Raw genomic sequence first — 19,860 nt, forward strand, 5'->3', positions numbered from 1 at the left:
TGGACCGACCGCATCGAACCGCTGCCCGGCCTCGAACTGATCCACGTCGGCGGCCACATGCGCGGCAGCTCGGTCGCCCGCACCGCCGACGGCACCCTGCTCACCGGCGACACCGTCAGCGGCAGCCTCGCGCCCGGCTGGGTGACGTTCCAGCGCAACTTCCCCAAGCACGTGCCGCTCTCCCCCGCCGTCGTGCGGCGCATCGTCGACCGGCTGGACCAGTTCGAGTACGACCGGCTCTACACGCTGGGCGGCGACACCGTGGACCAGGACGCCAAACAGGCCGTGCACCGCTCCGCCGAACGCCATATCCGCTGGGTCAGCGGCGAATTCGACCACCTGACCTGACCCGCCCACGCGGCGCGCGGGCCGGTCCGGGGTCGGCTACGCGAGGGCGAAGCGGAGCAGGGCCTGCTTGTCGCCCTGCTTGATCTTGCCCTTGCGGTTGAGCACTTCCAGCTGCCAGTTCGCGCCGTTGCGGAACGCACGGGCGACGGCGTTCGCGTTGTCCGCGCCGAGCAGCGACGGCCAGATGTCGGCGACCTGCTGGCTGCTGCCACCGCTCGCGTCGTACACCTTGAAGCTGATGTTGTTGGCCTTCTCGAAGGAGCTGCCCTTCTTGAAAGCCGCGGCGACGAACACGATCGCGTCGATGCCGCCCGGCACGTCCGCGAACGTCACGTGCACCGTCTCGTCGTCGCCGGTGGCGGCGCCGGTCTGCTCGTCCCCGGAGTGCAGCACCGAGCCGTTGCCGAGCGGGTCCAGCGAATCGAGTCCGGCGAACCGAACCGGCTCGCTGCCCTGCATCAGGATGGCGATCAAATCGAGGTCGACGCCGCGCTTACGCCGCGCCCAGCCCAGTGCGCCGCCGCTGGTGCCCCCGGAAGGATCCCAGCTCACGCCGACACTCAGCTTGGTGACACCGGCAAGATCTGCGGCGCCGTCTTCTTTCTTGAGCGTGATCATAGGCTTCAGACTAGCGGCGGTTTCGTAAATCCAAGGGGGCGAGAAAGTCTCGTTCCGGCCGCGGACAGCACCACGAAAATGTGTGATACGCATCGGCTCTCAATACTTGGCTATTTACAAGAGCGAACCCACGAGAGTTCGGTAGAGGTATGGCCGATCCGTTGAAAGAACAGGAATTCGCCGCACGCGCAATGGAGCTGGTGCGCGCGGCCGCCGGACCGTATCTCGACAGCCTGCCGCAACGCCTGGTGCACGACGGCGCCGCCGATCCGCTGATCGATGAACTCACCGGCCCGCTACCCGAGCACGGCGACGGCACCCTGGCCGCTGTCGAACAACTGCTGCGGGTCGGCACCGAGGCGGCGGTGCACAGCGCCGGACCGCGCTTCTTCCACCTCGTGGTGGGCGGGGCGACACCCGCCGCGCTGGCCGGCGACTGGATCACCACTCTGCTGGACCAGAATGCGGGCCTCTGGGTCACTTCGCCGTTGGCCGCGCGCACCGAAACCGTGGTGCTCGGATGGCTCAAAGACCTTTTCGGCCTGCCCGCGGACTTCGGCGCGGTGCTCACGCCGAGCGCCACCTTCGCGAACCTCACCGGGCTCGCCGCGGCCCGCTACTGGTGGGCCGGGCGGCACGGGCACGACGTCGTCGCCGAGGGTTTGGCGGGACTGCCGCGGATGCCGGTGTTCACCAGCGGTCTCGTGCACGCCAGCACCCGTAAGGCGTTGCAGATACTCGGCTGCGGCCGGGATACGCTGCGCACCTTCGTCCGTGACGACGCGGGCCGGCTCGACCTACGGGCGCTGGAGCAAGCCCTGATCGAACTCGACGGGGCGCCCGCCGTACTCGTCGGCAACCTCGGCGAGGTGAACGCGGGCGATTGCGATCCGCTCGCGGACCTGGCCGAACTCGCCGAGAAGTACCGCGCCTGGTTCCACGTCGACGGCGCGTTCGGGCTGTTCGCCACCGTGTCACCGCGCACCGCGCAGCTCGCCGCGGGAGTGGAGCGGGCCGACTCGATCACCGCCGACGGTCACAAATGGCTCAATGTGCCGCAGGAGAGCGGATTCTCGTTCGTCAAGGACAAGTCCGTGCTCGGCAAGACCTTCGGCAGCTGGGGCGCGGACTACCTGCCGACCCTCGATGACGAACAGCTCAGCTACAACATGCACGGCCCCGAATCCTCCCGCCGCGCACGCGCGTTCCCGATCTGGGCCACGCTGCGCGCCTACGGCCGGACCGGGTATCGGGAGATGGTCGAACGTCACCTCGACGTGGCCGCGCATCTCGGCCTGGTGGTCGACGCGGCCGCCGACTTCGAGCTGCTGGCTCCGGTGCAGTTGTGCGTCACCTGTTTCCGCTACCGGCCACCCGGCGTCGCCGAAGCCGATCTCGATGATCTCAACGCTCGGCTCGGTGCGGCCGTTCTCGCGGACGGGCGGGTCTACGTGGGCACCACGAAATACCGTGGTGTGACCGCGTTGCGCCCGACTTTCGTCAACTGGCGCATCACCGAGCCCGAAGCGGATCTGCTGATCGAGGTGATCCGCGAACTCGGCCCCACGCTGTAATCGGCGAATCGCACTGCCGCCCTGAGCTGTTCGCCGAACTCAGGCGAGGAACTGGAGCGCCGAGGGCTCACCCCGGTGCAGCGCATCGGCGTGCGCGGCGACATTGAGTCCGTCGCTGAGAGTGGCTCCCGCAGCCAATTTCGCGACGAGCCTGGTCTCGGCCTCTTTGACGGCCGCGGCGTCGTCGAGCAGTGTCTCGATGCGGTCGGGGGCGACCACGATGACGCCTTCCTCGTCGGCGAGGATCAGATCACCGGGCACCACCGGAACGCCGCCGCAGGTCACCGGGATCTGCAACTCGCCGAGTTCGGTTGTGCTGCCTGCCATCGGGGTGACGAAGCGGCTGTAGATCGGCAGCGGGCAGGACCGGACGTAGGCGATATCGCGGTATCCGCCGTCGACGACGATGCCGCCGAGCTGACGAACGAGCGCACCCCGCGCGAACAACTCACCGGCGAAGGCGATCTCGCTGCCACCGCCGTCGACGACCAGCACATCGCCGGGCGCCGCGGTCTCGATCGCCCGGAGCACCGCGAAGAAGTCGCCGGTGCAGCGGACGGTGAACGCTGGACCGAAAATCCGCACGGCACCCGAACGGGGCCGAATCGCACTGTCCAGCACCCGCGTCGATTTATCGGCATCGCACAGCGCGGTGGTATCGACAGCACGGAATTTCTCGACAAGCTGGTCGGCCGGCATCGGTACCGCCCCTTCACGGGTAGGAATATGCAATTGACCTGACCTTACCCCGGCCGGGACGCGGCTACGGAAACCCCAGTGGTTCTTGCATATTGATGGTGTAGAGCTCGCCGAGATACCAGAACAAGACTCCCGTCGCGGGCTCCGCCTCGTCGACCACGCAATATTCGAGCCCGGTGAGCAGGATGGATCGCCGCTCGGTCAGGCACTGCACCGGCCCCCGCGTTTGGTCGTAGGCGCCCGCGACCGCGAACCGCTGTCCCGATATCGCAATTGTCTTGGGCCCGTTCCACAACCAATCCGGCCTGCCGAAAACGTACCAGTAGCAACCGAACGCGAAAGTGGCGGCGACAATGACGGTAGCCAGCAATCCTCGGGCCATGTTCGCCATCTCGCACCTTTCCCCGGGCCATGGATTCGCGCAAACAACTGGTTCGAGACGACGCCGGGAGATCATACGACGGGCACCGCCGCGATCCGCGGCGCCGAACGCTCCCGCAGGTCGGAGCGGCGTGCTGCGCCGGGTGCGCGCGCTCAGTCCGGGGCGAAGGCGCGCAGCACCGCGTCGACCAGGGCGTCGGCGAACGCCGCGTCGAGCGGGCCGGAACGCAGCAGCCAGCGCTGGGTGATCGGCGCGTACAGCAGGTCGAGGATCAGCTCGAGGTCGGCGTCCGCCCGTAGCTGCCCCACCTGCTGGGCGCTGCGCAGCCGATCCAGCTTCGCCGCCTTGATCGGCTGTTCCATCCGGTCCCGATAAGTTCGCGCCAGCTCCGGATCGTTGATGATCTCGAGGTTGAGCGCACGGATCGGCGCCTCGAACGCCGGGTCGGCGAACTCGGCGACCGTGGCGCGCAACACCGTTCGCAGATCCGCCGCCAGATCACCGGTGTCCGGCAACGCGATATCGCCGTCCGCGCCCTCGCTCAGCGCGGCCAGCGCGTCGAAAACCACCGCCCCTTTCGACGGCCACCACCGATAGATTGTCTGCTTCCCCACCCCCGCCCGCGCCGCGATCGCCTCGATCGACAACTTCCCGTACCCGACCTCCGAGATCAGCTCGTACGTCGCGGTCAGAATCGCACTCCGCGACCGCTCACTCCGCCGCCCCGGATCCGGCCCACCAGCTCCCGCCATCTCCCCACCCTACAGCGAAACGAGACGGTCCGTCTTGATTTGCGTGCTCAGGTCAGGGATTGGAGGGTGGTGTGCAGGCGGTCGAGGGCGGTGGCTATCCACGGGAGGGCGGTGGGGTCGGTGCTGGTCAGGGCTTGGCGGCGTTGGTCGGGAGTACTGCCGTAGAGGAGGCTGGTCGCGGCGCGGAAGCGTAGCGCGGTGGGGGTATCGCCGAAATGTGCGCCGGCCAGGACGCCGATGCCGAAATCGTCGAGCAGGTGATCGGCCAGGGCGACACCGGTTTCGATGCCGCGGCGAGCGAGTGCGGGCCGGAGGCTTTCCAGGTCCGGGTAGAGATAGAAGCCGGCCTGCGGTACGCGGCAAGCGATTCCGGCCTTGGTGAAGATCGCGTGGGCGGTGGTGGCGACGGCGGCGTGCAGTCGCCGGCTGGCCACGATGCGCTCGGTCACCACCGTCGGCGCCTCGAAGACGAACGTCGCCGCCGCCTGCATGGGGCCGGACAGGCAGGACCAGATTTCGCTGCCGAGTCCGCTGATCCGTTGCGCCAGTTGCTGTCCGGCGCGACCGGGCGGCGTGCGGAGGTATCCGATACGCCAGCCGCCGAGAGCCATCGACTTGCTCAGGCCGCCGGTCACGATGGTGCGCTGCGGCAGCAGCAGCGCCGGACTGCACAGTGTCGCAGGGTCATACGCGAGGTCACGATAGATCTCGTCGCAGAGAATCGTCAGCCCGTGCCGATCGGCGATCTCACACACCCGCCCCATGACGGCCGCGCCGGCCACCGTTCCCGTGGGATTGTCCGGCACGGTCAGGATGAGTATTCGCGGATCGGCGCCCTCGGCACGGGCGCTCGCGAGCGCCGCCTCGAGCAGGTCGGGGTCCGGCACGCCACCCACCTCACGGGGAATCGGCACCCCGATGGCACGCTTGCCGATCACCCCGATCTGCGCCGGATAACTCACCCACGACGGAATCGGCAGCACGACATCGCCCGGCAGCACCGCGATCGCGGCGAACAGCAACGCCTTACTCCCCGGCGCGAGCAGCACCTGCTCGGGACCCGTGGGCAGTCCGCCTCGCGAGAGATACGCTGCGGCAGCCGTCCGCGCGGGCATGGTCCCGGCCACAGGCGTATACGAATTCGCCGTCGCCCCTTCGGCCAGTGCCGCGGCGACTTCCGGCAGTACCGGCAGGCCGGCTTCGCCGAACCCGAGGTGCAGGATGTCGTCGCCGGCCGCCCGCCGGGCATTGATCTTCTCGTTCAGGGCCAGCGTGGCGGAGGGCGCAACGATCGCGTCCATCAGGCGTCCGCGATGGGCAGGCGGTATTCCCGGCGCACGCTGGTACCGAGTTTGCCGATGTGCGCGCCGTAGATATGGATCGAAATCACCGTTGTCGTACCGGTATTGCGCACCAGGTGGATATCTCCGGGCGGCGCGAAACCCACCGCCGTGCCTGCCGCGTTGGTCGCATCGGCCGCTACCACCAGCCGCGCGCTCGGTCCCGCACCGCGCAACTCGTACCGCTGTTCGGTCTCGGTGCCCTCGTAAACGCCTGCGACACACCAGGCTACGTGATCATGGATCGGGGTCTGCTGTCCCGGCCGCCAGACGATGGCCACCACCGAGAAGCTGCCGTCGTCCTCGGTGTGCACGAGGTGCTGCCGGTACCGCTGCGGATCACCCTCGCGGTACTGCTCGGGCAGCAGATCCGGCTGCCGCAAGAAGGGCTCGAGCCGTTCGGCGACGAGCCGGGCCGCCTCGGCGGGCGGACGTTCGAGCAGCACGACTTCCCTTACCGCGCAGACGAGATCGGCGAGCTGTGGCGTGCTGGGTGCGGCTGTGCTGGTCGTCATACGGACCAGGATGCGGTCGGCGGACCGGTGCGGTCTACTTAGACAATTTTGCCGATACCCAAGTATCACTTATAGATGGAACAGGGCGGCACACAACAGGTTTCATGTCAGTGTCATGGCGTTGGCGGCGCACTGGATGGCTTCCATCATCAGCTGGGTGACCGGGATCTTCTGATGACCCGATAGCGTGTACGCCGCCACCGTCCGCGAGTCCGCGGGAATCACCGGCCGGCTGACCACCTTCGGGTGCCGGATGAACGACTGCACCATGCTCGGCATCATCGCGACGCCGGTGCCCTCCGCCACCAGGCTCTGCACCGCGAGATTGTCGTCGGTGGTGAAATCGATGTGCGGTTCGAAACCCGCGGTCGCGCACGATTCGATGAAATGGCTTCGGCAGCGCACACATCCCGCGATCCAGCGTTCTTCAGCCAGCTGCGCCAGCTCGACCGTGCGGCGCCGGGCCAGCGCGTGCCCGCGGGGCAACAGCACGATCAGCGGGTCGTCGAGCAGCGAAACCTTGTACAGGTCATCGAATTCCGGCTGTTCACCCGCGTCATAGGTGAAAGCGAGGGTGATATCGCAGTCGCCGCGCCGCAATGCCTCCACCGATTCGGGCGGCTCCGCGTCGAACAGCTCGATCCGGATGCCCGGATGCCGCGACTTGATCGAGGCCACCGCCGACGGAACGAGCGTCGCGCACGCACTGGGGAACGCGCAGACCCGGACCCGCCCGGACTTGAGCCGGGTGATCGCCGTCATCTGCTGCTGCGCCGCCGAGATCGTGCCGAGAATCCCGGCCGCGTGCCTGGCCAGGATCTCGCCCGCGTCGGTCAGCCGCAAACCCCGGCCCACCCGGACGAACAGCGGCGTGCCCACCGAGCGTTCGAGCGCCTTCATCTGCTGGCTGATCGCGGGCTGCGTGTAACCGAGGTGCCGCGCCGCCGCGGCGAAGGAACCGGTCCGTACGACCTCGTCGAAAACCCGAATGTGCCGTGAGTCGAACATGGCCAAGAATAAGCATCGCTTTGCCCCTCAGAACAATCCATGCAGGCCGGATGCTACGACCTGCTCGCTCTGATCGCGGCCAGGCTGAAGTAGCCGAGCACACCGAACGCCGGGGCGACCCACCACAGCCACGTCGGGTACGGCCAAGCACCGTTACTGTCGAACGCTTGCCAGAGGAAAATCACGGCCCCCAGCACAAACCCGGCGAGGTATCCCTCGCTGCCGTCGGCCCCCAGCCGACGGTCGATCTCGAACCTGGCGGCCAGCGCCGCCAGCAACGGCAACGCGATGAGGACGAGTATGCCGTCGGGTTGATAGCCCGCGGGATGTCCCATGCCCGCGATGGCAATGAGGATCAGGCCGAACAACCACAGGCCGACGTCCACCGCGAGCCGTTTGGGAAGCACCCGCCAGGGCGAAATCGGTTCCTGTGTAACCCTTCTCGCGGGTGTCCTCCCGGTTCTGACCATGGCATCACGACGCTCAGTGATCGCCGGGTTGTCGAACAGGACCGAGAGTGGAACCAGATCGCTCGAAGCGAAGATCTCCGCGAACCCGGCGGGAACGCTGGCGCCGGCCGGCGGATTCGCGCCGGGCTGCACCGGCACGCCCATCCCCCACCGCCACGGTTCTCGCAGCTCACGCAACGGCATCGCGAGCTCGGTGGTGGTGAAGTCCGTATCGGCCCCGGAAACGACCAGTGTCGCGATACCGGAGCCCTGCGGACCGGTCAGCGCGAACCAGTACACGTTGCCGTGCTGTGGAAACTCCGCGAGCCACTCGTATTTCGGGCCCGCGGTCAGATAGGCCGGTGCGACCGCACTCAAAGCCTCGAAGGTTTCGACGATGCCCGCCCGCCCCCACACGAGGTTGCTGAACGCCGCGTGCGAGAACAACGTATAAGCGATCTGGCGCGGATCCTGGTCACCGGCACCCGGATTGGGCAGACCGACCTGCTGCTCGCGGTCGCTGCGCCCGGACATCATCGACGCCTTTGCGGCAGTTCGGCTTTCATCGCTGACTCCGATCGTGCGGTGACTGTTCCCACGTCCATGGTGGCAACCGTCACCGCACCTCGGTATCAGCCGTTCAGCCGACTACGGAGCGATCCGATGACACAACCAGGCGAGCGAGAGGGGGTAGCGGTAGTCGATTCCGCCGTGCCCCGCATCGAACAGCTCGAACTCGATGATCTCCGCGGGCACGTCGGCGGCGAGCAACGCGGCACGGAACGCCTGGCCGCCGATGTCGAGGTACCACTCGTCCCTGGTGCCGCCGTCGATCCAGATCCCGCGCAGACCGCGCAGGGCCTCCGCGTATTTCGGGACCATGCGGACGGGATCCCAATCCAGCCAACGCTCCCACGCCGCAGCGTCGAGCACCCCGGTAACCGGATCGAAAGGCAGGTCCACCGTGCCGTCTTCGCGCGCGGAGAAGCAGGCCGATACGCCCAGCAGGCCGAGCAGGTCGCTGTCCTCCGGTTTGGTGAAGGCGACGCGCGACCGGAAGTCGTCCCACCAGCGCTGGATATCCCCGTCATAGGCGCGCAGATGCCGCACCGCCTTGGCGAACTCCGGGATATAGCAGAACTCGTAGAGCGCGTCACCGGCGTGCGTGGCCAACGCGCCGAACAGATCCGGCCGCAGCATCGGTGTGATCATCGCGCCGAAGCCACCGCTCGACTTGCCTGTGATGGCCCGATGCGCCGCGCTCGGCAGGGTCCGATAGTGGGCGTCGACCCACGGCACCACTTCGTCGCACAGGTAGGTGTGGTACTTACCGGTGCCGGGCGAGTCGACGAATTGGCTACCGCCGTAAGCGGTCCAGGCGTCGACGAACACCACGATGGCCGGCGGCGCCGCGCCGTCGGCGAACACCCGGTCGGCTGTCTCCGGGAACGGCCGCCGGAACGGCTGCCGGTTGCGCCACATGGTGACGTCTCCCGTATAGCCCTGGATCACGTAAACGGCTGGATAACGCCGCTGCGGCTCGTCGTCGTAACCCGGTGGCAGATAGACCAGCACCGGCCGCTCATGTGGGTCGCCCAGCGGATTCCCTTGCAACACAGTGCTGTTGATCACCGATTCATCGATTCGTCCGGCCAGCTCAGCGGACCACGGCAGCATTCGACCTCCCAATGGAATACCTGCGTTACTTCCGATCAGAACCGTACTGCCGCCGCCGGACGAGCACACCGCAACGCGAAAACCAGTGGCAGGACGCCCACTTCAACGGCGCGAGCGCAGTCGGTTGGCGGCCGCCAGCACCGGCCCGCCCGCCACGGTGACGGCCGAACCCAGCCGGGTGTCGGTGGCCAGTATCCAGCGCACCGTCTGCATCGCCATGATCAGCACTTCACTGCCGCGCAGCCGCATGCCCGCCTCGAAATCGCGGACCGCCACCGGCAAATTCACGGTTCCGGCGGCAACCGCACCGAGTTGCTCGACCAGGCTCGCGGCGTCGCGAATGGCCGCTCCGGCACCCATCCCGGCCGTCGGCGGCGTCGCGTGCACGGCGTCCCCGAGCGCGGTGATCGGCCCGGCCGGCCACGGCGCGAGGTCCCGCGCCCGCGTCGACGCCGCGTTGAACCGGAACGCGGCGACACTGTCCGGATCGGCACGGGCGACGACCTCGAGCGTTCGCTCGCACCACCCGTGGTGCCGGAAGCGGTCCAGCAGCGCGGTCCGCACCGCGACGCCGCGCGCGGTCCGGATCGAATCGGTGGCCGCGGACTCGGGAAACATCGCTCCCCAGATGTAGGTCGGGCCGGTCGTGATCGCGGCTCGAAGCTCGGGTGCGTCGAGTACGGCGTTGCCCACCGGGTCGAGATAGCCGACGTACAGCGCTGAACCGCGTGGTCCCACCGCCAGCCCGGAGCGCGGTCCGAGGCGGAGCTGTTCAGCGGCGCCGAGGTCGTCGACCGAGGTCCGACCGGAAAAACCGATGACACCGGCGGGCGAGTTCGTCGGGCGACCGGCGAGATGGCGGGCCACCAGCGAGTGCGCGCCGTCCGCACCGACCAGCAGGTCGCCCGCGGCAGGCGGTTCGTCGGCGAAATTCGCCACCGGTCTGCCGTCCGCGCCGCGATCGACCCCGGTGACCGAGCGGCCGAGCCGCAGGTCCGCACCGACCGCGTCGGCCAGCACCGTCCGCAAGGTGATGCGATCGATGTCCACGCTCGGGTCGTCGCCGAGATCCCGGCCGTGGCCGAGCAACCGCCCACGCCGGTCCCACATCGCGTCTCGTTCGCGCAGCCGCAGCGCCGAAGCCGACGCCAGCACCCGCTCGAAGATCTCCGGCGCGACCAGGCCGCGCAGTGCCGCCTGTGCCCTGCCGTCCAGCGTGATGTGATAGCCGCCGGTCGCCGCCACATCCGTATCACGTTCGTAGACAACCACTTCGAACCCATTCCTCCGCAGACCGGCGGCCAGTGCCAACCCGCCGATCCCGCCGCCCACGACGATGATGCGCATCCTGTTTCGACTCCTCTACCTGCTGCCGGGCAACCTCGGAGGCGACGATCGCACCAGTACCGGCCATCGAGTGGCCACAATGGTGCGGTGGCCGATACCTCCCGGCGCGCACTGCGCCTGCTGTCCCTGCTCGCCGCGCGCCGCCGGTGGTCGCTGGACGAACTGGTCGCGCAGCTCGATGTCAGCGCGCGCACCGTCCGGCGCGATATCGAAACCCTGCGAGCGCTCGACTACCCGGTCACGACCGTGCACGGTCCCGCGGGCGGCTACGAACTGGGCACCGGCCACACGCTGCCGCCCCTGCTGTTCGACGACGAGCAGGCCTTGGCCGTCGCGGTAGCGCTACAGACCGCGCCTGGTTCGGTTTTCGGCCTCGGTGCCGACGCCGCCCGGGCACTGAAGACACTCGAACAGGTCATGCCCACGCGCCTGCGCACCGCGATGGAATCGCTGAAACTCACCAGACTCCAGAACTATTGGGAGTTTCCGGCCCCACCCATCGCCGCCGACGCGCTGAAAGTCGTCGGCAGCGCGGTCCGCAAACATCATCTGCTGACCGTCGAAGCGCTACGACCCGACGGCTCGCGCCCCCACCCCCGCGACCGGGACTTCACGCCCCCACGACGTATCGAGCCCCATCATCTCGTGGTCTGGGCCGGCCGGTGGTACCTCGTCGCCCACCACCCCGCCGACAGCACCTGGCGCGTACACCGCGTCGACCGACTCCACCTGCACACACCCCCCGGCCCCGCCTTCACCCCGCGCGGCCTCCCCGGCAACGACGTCGCCCACTTCGTCATGACCAGCCACAACCGCGGCGACACCCCCGCCGCCTGGAAATGCCTCGGATCCGCCCGCCTCGACCTCCCCACCGAAACCGTAGCCCGTTGGGCGCCAGGCGGTTCCGTCGTCGAACACCTCGACCCCCACCACTGCCGCCTCACCCTCGGCGCCTGGTCCTGGGCAGGTATCGCCGGCCTCCTCGCCACCTTCGACACCGAGCTGAGCGAGGTGGAGCCGCCGGAGTTGGTCGACGCCTGTCGTCGGCTTGCGCAGCGGTGGAGGGCAATTGGCAATTGAGCGGGTCTCCTCGATCGACCTCACGCCAGGTTTCCCGACCCGCGACCCTTGTCGTAAGCGTTACGAAAGCGCACCCCGGCCAGCTTCGCTACCCCGATGCGCCTACTGCCCGCGCTCAGACGTGATCACCTTCCGAGCCAGTGCTCCGGTGCAATACCGAGCGCGAGAACCCGCTGCGGGCCCGCAGCCATGACCGAAAACACCTGGTCACGGGCGGTACCACAGTAGTACCATTAGTAATATGGCGATGAATCTAAGACTGACCGACGACAACGAGAACGCCGTTCGCGACCAAGCCGAGCGGGAAGGCGTGAGCATGAACGCGCTCATCAACCGGGCCGTGGCCGAGTACGTCGCACGCTGGCAGCACCGCGACACTGTACGCACCGAGATCGGATTCGCTATCGCCGAGCATCGCGAACTGCTGGACAAGCTCAAGTGACCGAGGTCCGATACCTCGACCTCGAGGACGTACTCGAAATCGCGTCAGCAGCCACCGACGGCGCAGCCATCGTGCGCGATCCGGGTCTACTGCAAGCTGCCGTGTTCCGTTACCGCACTACAGTATTTGGTGAGGACGCGTACCCGACAGTGTTCGACAAGGCAGCGGCATTGCTCGAATCACTAGCGCGCAATCACGCGTTCGTAGACGGCAACAAACGAACCGCGTGGACCTCAGCCGTCGTGTTCCTTGGTATCAACGGCCATAGAGTCACCCTCCAAAACGCGCCACTGCTCGAAACCTATCCGTTCGTAATTGCAGTGGCGACGGGCGAACTCAACAGCATCGACGAGATCGCGATCCGACTGGCTAAGTTCACAAACGAGCAACAAAGACCGGTTTGACCCCAGATCTAGTCTGAACGCCACGGGCCAGTGGCCAATTCGGCTCATAGCTAGCGTCCGTTTCGACGGTGCACATGTTCGTTTTTGAGATCCGGTTGACGATGACGAAGTCGAATGCTGATCGACGCTCGGACGAGCCTGCGGTGTTACTCATCGAGTCGGCCTGGACCGCGTGGGAACGCATTCTGCAGGCACAACACCTGCCAGTGCATCGAGTAGCGGTACGTTGAGCCTGCGAGGATCCCCTTGAGCCTCACGCGGCGAGGGCCCCGAAGGCCACGCAGGCCGTTCCAAATCCGCGGGGGTATGCCACCCTCTCCGAATACTTGCGGCCACTGGCTCGAGCGGCGGCCTGCGAGACTACTCCTAATCTTCCGACCTTCTTCGCATAGCGCCTCAGAGGCACTGTGACACAACGCGATAGGCGTGAGACAGGTTCGAACTTCACTATCCCATCGACCCATTGGCAATTTTTGAGCATGCCCGAGTTGTGGCAGCGGCGATCAACGGATACGCCCGGATGCGTAACCGCGAGACTGCGGACGTGTTATCCCTGCGCACCGCCCATACTCCGCCCTTCCCTCACCCCCAACACCAAATTCCCCCCTCAAACCCCTGTACGCCATACGAATCCGAAATTCGTCCCCCCATCAACCGACACAAACCACAAATCCACCACCCCCAAACCCAACCGTCCAGGATCCAAACCATTGGCGCGGCAGCTGGACCCCGTATCGCGAGTCAACCATGGGTCACAGCAGCTCAGCACCACTACCGCTACCGGACCTCATCACAATCTCTTGGTCGTAGACAGCAACGGGCCATCAACATGATCATTGTGCCGCGTAAATCTTCGGGCCCCTCCGAAACCCAAACTCCACACACCCCGAGCAGCAAATGCGCCCCTGAAAATGAGTGAATATGCCTGGACCAGGCGAATTCAACTGTTGGTGCAGTGCACCTGCGGTTACTCCCCGAGCGCGCGGACTGGAATAAAAGCTGCTAGCTCACAAGGATCTCGGTGCCTATCGTATTCACGCAGCAGGGCGATATACCGGGGCTTGTCGAGTTCCCAATCATATTGCTCCACCACCTCACCGTCTTGAGCGGCGAAGAAGATGAGGTCAGCGAGCAGTCGAGTCGTCCGACCGTTCCCATCTGTGAACGGGTGAACTCTGACCGTCTCGGCGTGCACCGCGATACCTAGCTGTCGTGCGGTCCAATCATTCGTGTGCTCCCAACGGTAGCGAATGGTCCCCAACGAGTCGTGGAGTTCAACGGCAATCCGCTCCGGCGCAACGCCGATATTCAACTCCCGCAAGCGGAACTTCCCGGCCCATGCCCAGATGTCACCGTAGAGCCGGTTATGGAGTTCGCGCAGAAAATAGGCACTCAGCATCTCATCCAGGGTGAGCGTTTCATCGAGCACTGCGTTCAGCAGCGTCTCACTTGCTTCTTCCTGCACGGCCTGCTCGAGGTCATAAACGGCGGCCTTACTGACTGGCTCCCCGAGCAATTCCCGGATGTCTGGGAGCAGCGCATCTGCCTCATCGTCGGGGACCGGTGTCTCGCCATAGCCCGGCGTCAGATGCATCAGACCTGCGATCGCCGCTTCACCAAGAACTTCTCGACCCGCGCTGACCGCGTATAGCCAGCGGGCACGACACGGTTCTCGAGCCGTGCGGAAGCCTTGGTCGATCGGACAACGCCTCGCTTGACAGCCTCTTTGGACACTGCACGACGCTCCACGACCCGCACCTCCTATTCGTTCTGTGTTCTGCTCTCCGATGTTACCGACCGACTGCCTACAGGAATATCCCGGCATATCCAGTCTGACATCGACTCGACGGGCCGGGCGGTTTCCGCGCTGGACCGGTCCAGGGCGAGGCATAGAGACCAGCAGACGGATAGCGTCTGAGAGGGGGTCCGGAGGCGAGGCATGGGGACTGGCAACCGAGGAGGGGGCCGGGGCACGCCGTAGGGACTGGCAACAGGGAGGGGTCCGGGGCGAGGCATAGGGACCGGCATCCGGGAGCGGGTCCGGCGGCGAGGCATAGGGACCGGCATCCGGGAGGGGGTCCGGGGCGAAGCCCGCCGGGCGGGGTGTGGGGGTTGCACCCCCACAAACATGACGAAACGAGCAAGGCCCATGCTCTCCATGAGCATGGGCCTCGCACGAGTGAAGTGGAGCTGCCGGGAATCGAACCCGGGTCCTCCGCCGCGTCTCCAGGGCTTCTCCGTGTGCAGTTCGCTGTGTCTCTACTTGGATCTCCGAGTCTCGCGAACAAGCTCAGATGACGATCCCAGTCGCTGTTTGATTTTCCGTCCGGGTCCGCGACCGGCTCGGACGGTAAGTCCCTCTAGCTGATGCCAGTACCCGGGTCGAGGGACGAACCCGGACTGACAGAGACGACCTACTGCTTAGGCAGCGAGGGCGTACTCGCGCTGATTGGAATCGGCGCTTAATTGGTTGCAATGACGCTTACGGTGGTCTCTTGCCTGCACCGACACGCTTCCCCTAGATCTACGTACGCAGTCGAAACCGTTCAGCCCCGTACGTCCCAGCACCTTGCCGGGCTGTTCATATTAACACCGGCCGATGCCGGGTTCTTCCCATTATTCGGCGGGTGTCACGCCACCGCGATGAGTCCGACGGCGGTGAGCGCCAGCACCATCCCTACCTGCTGCAACCGTCCGACGCGCTCGCCGAGCAGCACCATGGCGAGCAGGACGGTCGCGGCGGGGTAGAGCGAGCCGAGCACGCTGACCAGCGAGAGCATGGAGCCGTGGAAGGCGTACAGCAGAGCTGCGTTGCTGATCACATCGAGGACGCTGATGTAGCAGGCGAGGCGGAGCGGTTCGCCGCGGAGCCGTTGGAATTGCCCGGCCGCGGCGGCGACCAGCCAGATCACCAGGCTGGCGGCGATGCGCTGCGCGAGCAGCGGCCACAGTCCGGCCGAGGCGGCGGTTTCGTGCAGGAACACGAAGGTGAACCCGTAGGCGACGCCGGAGCCGACGGTGAGCAGCGCGACCCGTTTGGTGAAGCGCAGTTCCCGGCCGCCGGTGATCTCCTCGGTTACCTCGTCCGGTGATTCGCGGCTGACCAGCAGCACCGCGACGAGCGCGAAGACGATGCCCGCGTATGCGAGCGGGCTGGGACGTTCGCCGATCATGAGGCCGATCAGCACCGGGATCCCGGCGACGAGCAGCGCGGTGAGCGGGGACACCACGGCCATCGGACCTGCGGCCAGCGCCGCGTAGAACCACCAGACGGCGAATCCGCTGGCGACACCGGCGGCGAGTCCCCACATCATCGAGGCCATGTCGATGTCCCCGGCGACGAACGGCAGCACCGCGAGGACCAGGACGACCGACAGTGGATAGGAGTAGATGACTACGCGCAGCGCGTTCACCCGCCGGGCCGCGACCCCACCGAAGAAGTCGCTGACGCCGTAACCCAGCGCAGCGACCAGCCCCAGCAGGACCGCCGTCAACGCATGCCTTTGATCCGCCGCCCTAGCTCGCGGGTGACCTCACGCTCTGCGGTGCGCTTCGCCATGTCCTGGCGCTTGTCGTAGTCCTGTTTGCCTTTGGCGAGGGCCAGTTCGACCTTCACCTTACCGTCGGAGAAGTACATGGACAGCGGGACCAGCGTCTGGTTGCCTTCCCGCGACTTGCCGACCAGGCGATCGATCTCACGCTTGTGCAGCAACAACTTCCGCACCCGGCGCGGGGAATGGTTGGTCCAGGTGCCGTGGCTGAACTCCGGGATGTGCAGCCCGCGCAGCCACACCTCGCCGTTGTCGACCGTCGCGAACGCGTCCACCAGCGAGGCTTTGCCCTCACGCAGGCTCTTGACCTCGGTACCAACCAGCGCGATCCCGGCCTCGTAGACGTCCAGGATCGTGTAGTTGTGCCGCGCCCGGCGATTGGTCGCGATGACCTTACGCCCCTGTTCCTTCATAACGATCAACCTTAAGTGACGCGGCAACCCGATTATTCCCAGGTTGTGGCGTGGCACTCAGCGATCAGCCACCAGGACGGAACAGCACCCAGACCGTGAACAGGGCGATGAAGGCGAGCACGAGCAACACCGTGGAGATCCGGGGTCTGCCCGGCCGCGGCGGTAGTCGGTGCCGCAACCACACGCTCTCCACACTGGGGTCGATGCCGCGGCCGACGATCGGCGGCGCATCGGGGGCCTCGGCGCTCGGGGAGCTGCCGGCCGCGTCGTCGTCCGGGCCATCACCGCTAGCCATAGCGAGCACGGTAACCCGGACGACGGCGACACGCCTCGATTACCGCGCGCCGCAACAGAGTTGGTACTCAGGCGAGACGTCGGGCGAAGGCCTCCCGCCCGGCGGAGGTGGCCGGGTCGACGGTGAATACTCGCAGGTCCGTACGGCTTTCAGTGAGGTCGAGGACCATGAAGCCGAGCTCGTGATAGTTCTCGAACAGCGCGGGGTGCCCGGCGCGTGGCGTGATCACGGGTTCGGCGCCGACGGTTTTGGCGGCCGCGCCGGACACGAGCTGGCGGGTGCCCTTGGAGCCGATGGTCGGCTCGAGCACCTGCAGCGAATGGTCGTGGCCGGACAGCAGGTACTGGCATGCGCCGAGCACGTGATCTTCGAAGAACCGCTTCACGTGGACGCCGTTGATCGGCTCGATCGGCAGGTTCTCGTAGTTTCCGGCGTCGCCGTGCGGCCCGTTGTTGAGGTACGGGTGGTGGGTGCAGGCGATCTTCCAGGTGGCGGTCGACTCCGCGAGCGCCCGATCCAGCCAGGCGCGCTGCTCGTTCATGAACTGACCGTCGACGGCCCAGTACGGCGAGAAGATCGGCGGCACATAGGCGGCGATCGGGTTGAGGTCGAGAACGAAGAACTCGACGACCGGGTTCTCCTCCGGCACCCGGACCGAGTAATACCGGCTGGGCATCCACCAGCGGGGCGAATTGGCGTGGTATTCGACCTCGTGGTTGCCGCGGAGCAACCAGCCACCGTCGCCGGGCAGCACGGAACTGGTGTCGTGGTTGCCGAGCACCATCAACCACGGGAAATCCAGTCCGGCATTGGGGTTTTCGAATTTGTCCGCGAACTGGCGGTCGGTGCCGCTGTTCGGGCCGCTCTCATAGATGTTGTCGCCGAGCCCGAGCGCCAGCGACACGGGTTCGCGGCGGTGGAACTCCCGCATCGCGTCGGCGACCGCCCACTGGGTGCGGGTTCCGGTGCCCGCGTCGCCGGTCACCAGCACCCGCAGCCTGCGCTCGGTCGGAAAGTCGAACTTGGTGACCCCGGGCGCCACCGGTACCGCCTGCGCGGGTGACAGACCGACCAGCGACGCACCCGCCGCGATGCCCGCCGCACCGGCCAGGAAACCCCGGCGGCCGAAGTTGTTGTCAGGCATCTGAAATCCTCCACGATCCGGCGCCCCGCCCCGGCACCTATCTTCGCCCATCGGGGCGCGTACGGCGATGCGGGGCGGGGCGAACCGGAACCGTGTCGCCTACTTCGCCGCTACGACCGGCTTCTTGCTGCGATCCAAGCCGAGCGCGTCGGAGATGGTGAAGAACATGTCCGTCTGATCGGTGAGGCCGACCACGTTCGCGGCGCGCGGGCCGTAGGCGGCGATGCGCAGCTGGGTGCCGGTGTGTTCCTGCGAACCGGCGACATCGGAGGTGCCGTAGGAGACGCCGATCTCGGCACCGTCCTTGGTGACGACCTTGCTGGTCAGCGCCGGGGACTTGGTCTCGAGCGGCACGATCTGGCTGCTGTGCGCGTGATCGGCGGTGACGATCACCAGGGTGTTGCCGTCGTTCTTCGCGAATTCGAGTGCGGCCTGCACGGCCTCGTCCAGGTCAACGGTCTCACCGATCTGGCCGCACGGGTTGGCGGCATGGTCCTGCTTGTCGATGGACGCGCCTTCGACCTGGAGGAAGAAGCCGTCCTTGCGATCCTTGAGCAGGTCGATCGCCTTGCGCGTCATGCTCGCCAGGTCGGGCACGGTGGCCGCGCGCTCCGGGTTCGGCCGACAGGTCTGCGCGGGCAGGCTCAGTCCGTTCGGGACCGCGGTGTCGCCGGCCCACCGAATCGGCATGTTGCCGGGCGAGAACAGGCCGAGCACCGGCGCGTCCTGGTCCGCCTTGGTGACACCGTCGAGGCCGGCCTTGTCCGAGACCAGGTTGTAGCCCCGGGCCTTGGCCTGGTCGCGCAGGGTCTGGCCCTGCCACTGGCCCGCGACCGCCTTCTGTTCGAAGCTCTTCGCGCCGCCACCCAGGGTGACGTCGGCGCGGGTGTTCAGCAGTTGCTCGCTGATCGAGCCCAGACCGCCGTTCTCCAGCGCGTTGGTCGGACATTTCGCGGTGGTCTCTTCCGGGCCGTAGCACTTGCGCTCGGTGACGTGCGCGGCCTGCACGGCCGGGGTGGCGTCCTGGATCTCGGCGGTGCTGACATTGCCGGTGGCCTTGCCGTTCGCCTTGGCGATCTCGGTGAGGTTGGTCTGCGGCTGACCCGCGAGGTCCACGCTGATCGCGCCGTTGTAGGTCTTCGTGCCGGTCGCCCAGGCGCTGGCGCTGGCCGCGGACTCGGTGACGTAATCCGGCTTGCCGGTCTTCTTGTCCAGCGAATAGTGCGTATATGAGCCGGTGAGCGGCAGCGCGTCGATGCCCTTGAAGTACCCGCCCGCGCCCTCGGCGACATTGCGCGCGAGCGTGATTTCGGAGTCGCCCATGCCGTCACCGATCAGCAGGATGACGTTCTTGGCCTGGTTGCCGTTGAGCGAGGCGCGCAGGGCCTCGGTGCGATCACCGGTGGTCCGGCGCGCGCCGCCGTTGTCGCTCAGCGTCCCTTGGGCTTTGGGGCTGATGAGCTCGCCGTTGCCCTGCTTCGTGGAGTCCGAGGATCCGCAGGCGGCCAGAACTCCGACGAGAACGGCGGCGCCCATGACTGCGCCCGCACGGAACCGGCGGGGCATGGAGCGCGACGAGACAGGGGGCATGAGCGAAAACTCCATTGTTCGTAGAGACATGGGATGTGCGGAGCTTTACGAGGTCTTCTGAACGAAAAGGACACAACGGGCAACCACTCGGTTACCAACCGCTGTCTTATACGCATGTCCGCATGCATGAATACGCCACGTCGTACACGAATACCGCTGTCACACAGGGAGTTTCCCGCGAGCCCGAGCCGTGGTCAGGCCCGCGGGACAAATGCCGGGAAGGTGCAGAATG

At 66.7% G+C, this 19,860-nt stretch carries 21 protein-coding genes and 1 other RNA gene; 5 read left to right on the forward strand and 17 right to left on the reverse strand.

Translation table 11 applies throughout. The features are described 5' to 3' along the window. Positions 1–348: MBL fold metallo-hydrolase (locus TY25_RS43180; protein ID WP_042254426.1), on the forward strand; the 348-nt coding region annotated here is incomplete at its 5' end. A 36-nt stretch (positions 349–384) separates the two neighbouring features. Here TY25_RS43180 and TY25_RS04980 read toward each other — a convergent pair. Further along, complete coding sequence (locus tag TY25_RS04980) at positions 385–966, reverse strand: TerD family protein (RefSeq protein WP_014987608.1); 582 nt, start codon at positions 964–966, stop codon at positions 385–387. 149 nt (positions 967–1,115) lie between these two features. Here TY25_RS04980 and TY25_RS04985 point away from each other — a divergent pair, with 149 nt between their 5' ends. Further along, a complete protein-coding gene (locus TY25_RS04985; protein WP_042254429.1) occupies positions 1,116–2,540 on the forward strand; it encodes a pyridoxal phosphate-dependent decarboxylase family protein in 1,425 nt (474 codons plus the stop codon). A 39-nt stretch (positions 2,541–2,579) separates the two neighbouring features. Here TY25_RS04985 and TY25_RS04990 read toward each other — a convergent pair whose 3' ends face one another. The 9 genes from TY25_RS04990 to TY25_RS05030 form a co-directional block, all read right to left on the reverse strand. After that, the gene (locus TY25_RS04990; RefSeq protein WP_042254431.1) at positions 2,580–3,239 is read right to left on the reverse strand and encodes an RraA family protein; all 660 of its coding nucleotides are present in this window, start codon (positions 3,237–3,239) and stop codon (positions 2,580–2,582) included. Between the two features lie 64 nt (positions 3,240–3,303). Next, positions 3,304–3,630: a hypothetical protein gene (locus TY25_RS04995; protein WP_042254432.1), complete on the reverse strand. Its 327-nt coding sequence runs from the start codon at positions 3,628–3,630 to the stop codon at positions 3,304–3,306. Positions 3,631–3,773: 143 nt separating this feature from the next. Beyond that, positions 3,774–4,373, reverse strand: a complete 600-nt coding sequence (locus TY25_RS05000; protein WP_042254434.1) for a TetR/AcrR family transcriptional regulator — start codon at positions 4,371–4,373, stop codon at positions 3,774–3,776. A 47-nt stretch (positions 4,374–4,420) separates the two neighbouring features. Further along, positions 4,421–5,674, reverse strand: coding sequence for a pyridoxal phosphate-dependent aminotransferase (locus TY25_RS05005; RefSeq protein WP_042254437.1), 1,254 nt, complete (start codon positions 5,672–5,674; stop codon positions 4,421–4,423). Next, on the reverse strand, positions 5,674–6,228 hold the full coding sequence (locus TY25_RS05010; RefSeq protein WP_042254439.1) for a cysteine dioxygenase family protein: 555 nt from the start codon (positions 6,226–6,228) through the stop codon (positions 5,674–5,676). Before TY25_RS05010 ends, TY25_RS05005 begins: the two co-directional genes overlap by 1 nt. Before the next feature lie 102 nt (positions 6,229–6,330). Further along, positions 6,331–7,236, reverse strand: coding sequence for a LysR family transcriptional regulator (locus tag TY25_RS05015; protein ID WP_042254441.1), 906 nt, complete (start codon positions 7,234–7,236; stop codon positions 6,331–6,333). 53 nt (positions 7,237–7,289) lie between these two features. Continuing rightward, on the reverse strand, positions 7,290–8,219 hold the full coding sequence (locus tag TY25_RS05020; protein WP_042254443.1) for a hypothetical protein: 930 nt from the start codon (positions 8,217–8,219) through the stop codon (positions 7,290–7,292). 114 nt (positions 8,220–8,333) lie between these two features. Further along, positions 8,334–9,362 (reverse strand): alpha/beta hydrolase, encoded by a 1,029-nt coding sequence (locus tag TY25_RS05025; protein ID WP_042254445.1) that lies wholly within the window; start codon positions 9,360–9,362, stop codon positions 8,334–8,336. 102 nt (positions 9,363–9,464) lie between these two features. Next, positions 9,465–10,709: an FAD-dependent oxidoreductase gene (locus TY25_RS05030; protein ID WP_042254447.1), complete on the reverse strand. Its 1,245-nt coding sequence runs from the start codon at positions 10,707–10,709 to the stop codon at positions 9,465–9,467. Positions 10,710–10,796: 87 nt separating this feature from the next. On the opposite strand from TY25_RS05030, the gene TY25_RS05035 reads away from it, so the two are divergent. The 3 genes from TY25_RS05035 (at position 10,797) to TY25_RS05045 (ending at position 12,635) form a co-directional block, all read left to right on the forward strand. Next, entirely contained in the window at positions 10,797–11,789 is a 993-nt protein-coding gene (locus TY25_RS05035; RefSeq protein ID WP_042254449.1) for a helix-turn-helix transcriptional regulator, read from the forward strand. Positions 11,790–12,030: 241 nt separating this feature from the next. Then, complete coding sequence (locus tag TY25_RS05040; protein ID WP_042254451.1) at positions 12,031–12,231, forward strand: hypothetical protein; 201 nt, start codon at positions 12,031–12,033, stop codon at positions 12,229–12,231. Beyond that, positions 12,228–12,635, forward strand: coding sequence for a type II toxin-antitoxin system death-on-curing family toxin (locus TY25_RS05045; RefSeq protein ID WP_042254453.1), 408 nt, complete (start codon positions 12,228–12,230; stop codon positions 12,633–12,635). Before TY25_RS05040 ends, TY25_RS05045 begins: the two co-directional genes overlap by 4 nt. A 967-nt stretch (positions 12,636–13,602) precedes the next feature. Here the strand turns inward: TY25_RS05045 and TY25_RS05050 are convergent. The 7 genes from TY25_RS05050 to phoA form a co-directional block, all read right to left on the reverse strand. Beyond that, the gene (locus TY25_RS05050) at positions 13,603–14,229 is read right to left on the reverse strand and encodes a Fic family protein (RefSeq protein ID WP_042254455.1); all 627 of its coding nucleotides are present in this window, start codon (positions 14,227–14,229) and stop codon (positions 13,603–13,605) included. 588 nt (positions 14,230–14,817) lie between these two features. Next, positions 14,818–15,189: a transfer-messenger RNA gene (gene ssrA, locus TY25_RS41145) on the reverse strand. Positions 15,190–15,265: 76 nt separating this feature from the next. Continuing rightward, positions 15,266–16,129 carry a DMT family transporter gene (locus tag TY25_RS05055; protein ID WP_172595812.1) on the reverse strand — a complete coding sequence of 288 codons (864 nt, stop codon included), beginning with the start codon at positions 16,127–16,129 and terminating at the stop codon, positions 15,266–15,268. Then, positions 16,126–16,599, reverse strand: coding sequence for an SsrA-binding protein SmpB (smpB, locus tag TY25_RS05060; protein WP_014987624.1), 474 nt, complete (start codon positions 16,597–16,599; stop codon positions 16,126–16,128). Before smpB ends, TY25_RS05055 begins: the two co-directional genes overlap by 4 nt. Positions 16,600–16,663: 64 nt before the next feature. After that, a complete protein-coding gene (locus tag TY25_RS05065) occupies positions 16,664–16,894 on the reverse strand; it encodes a WLR motif membrane protein (protein WP_042254457.1) in 231 nt (76 codons plus the stop codon). Positions 16,895–16,961: 67 nt separating this feature from the next. Continuing rightward, positions 16,962–18,038, reverse strand: coding sequence for a metallophosphoesterase (locus tag TY25_RS05070; RefSeq protein WP_042254459.1), 1,077 nt, complete (start codon positions 18,036–18,038; stop codon positions 16,962–16,964). Between the two features lie 99 nt (positions 18,039–18,137). After that, positions 18,138–19,574: an alkaline phosphatase gene (gene phoA, locus TY25_RS05075; RefSeq protein ID WP_088607143.1), complete on the reverse strand. Its 1,437-nt coding sequence runs from the start codon at positions 19,572–19,574 to the stop codon at positions 18,138–18,140. Between the last annotated feature and the right edge of the window lie 286 nt (positions 19,575–19,860).

The organism is Nocardia brasiliensis NBRC 14402 (assembly GCF_000308475.2).
GTDB classification, from domain to species: Bacteria; Actinomycetota; Actinomycetes; order Mycobacteriales; family Mycobacteriaceae; genus Nocardia; species Nocardia brasiliensis.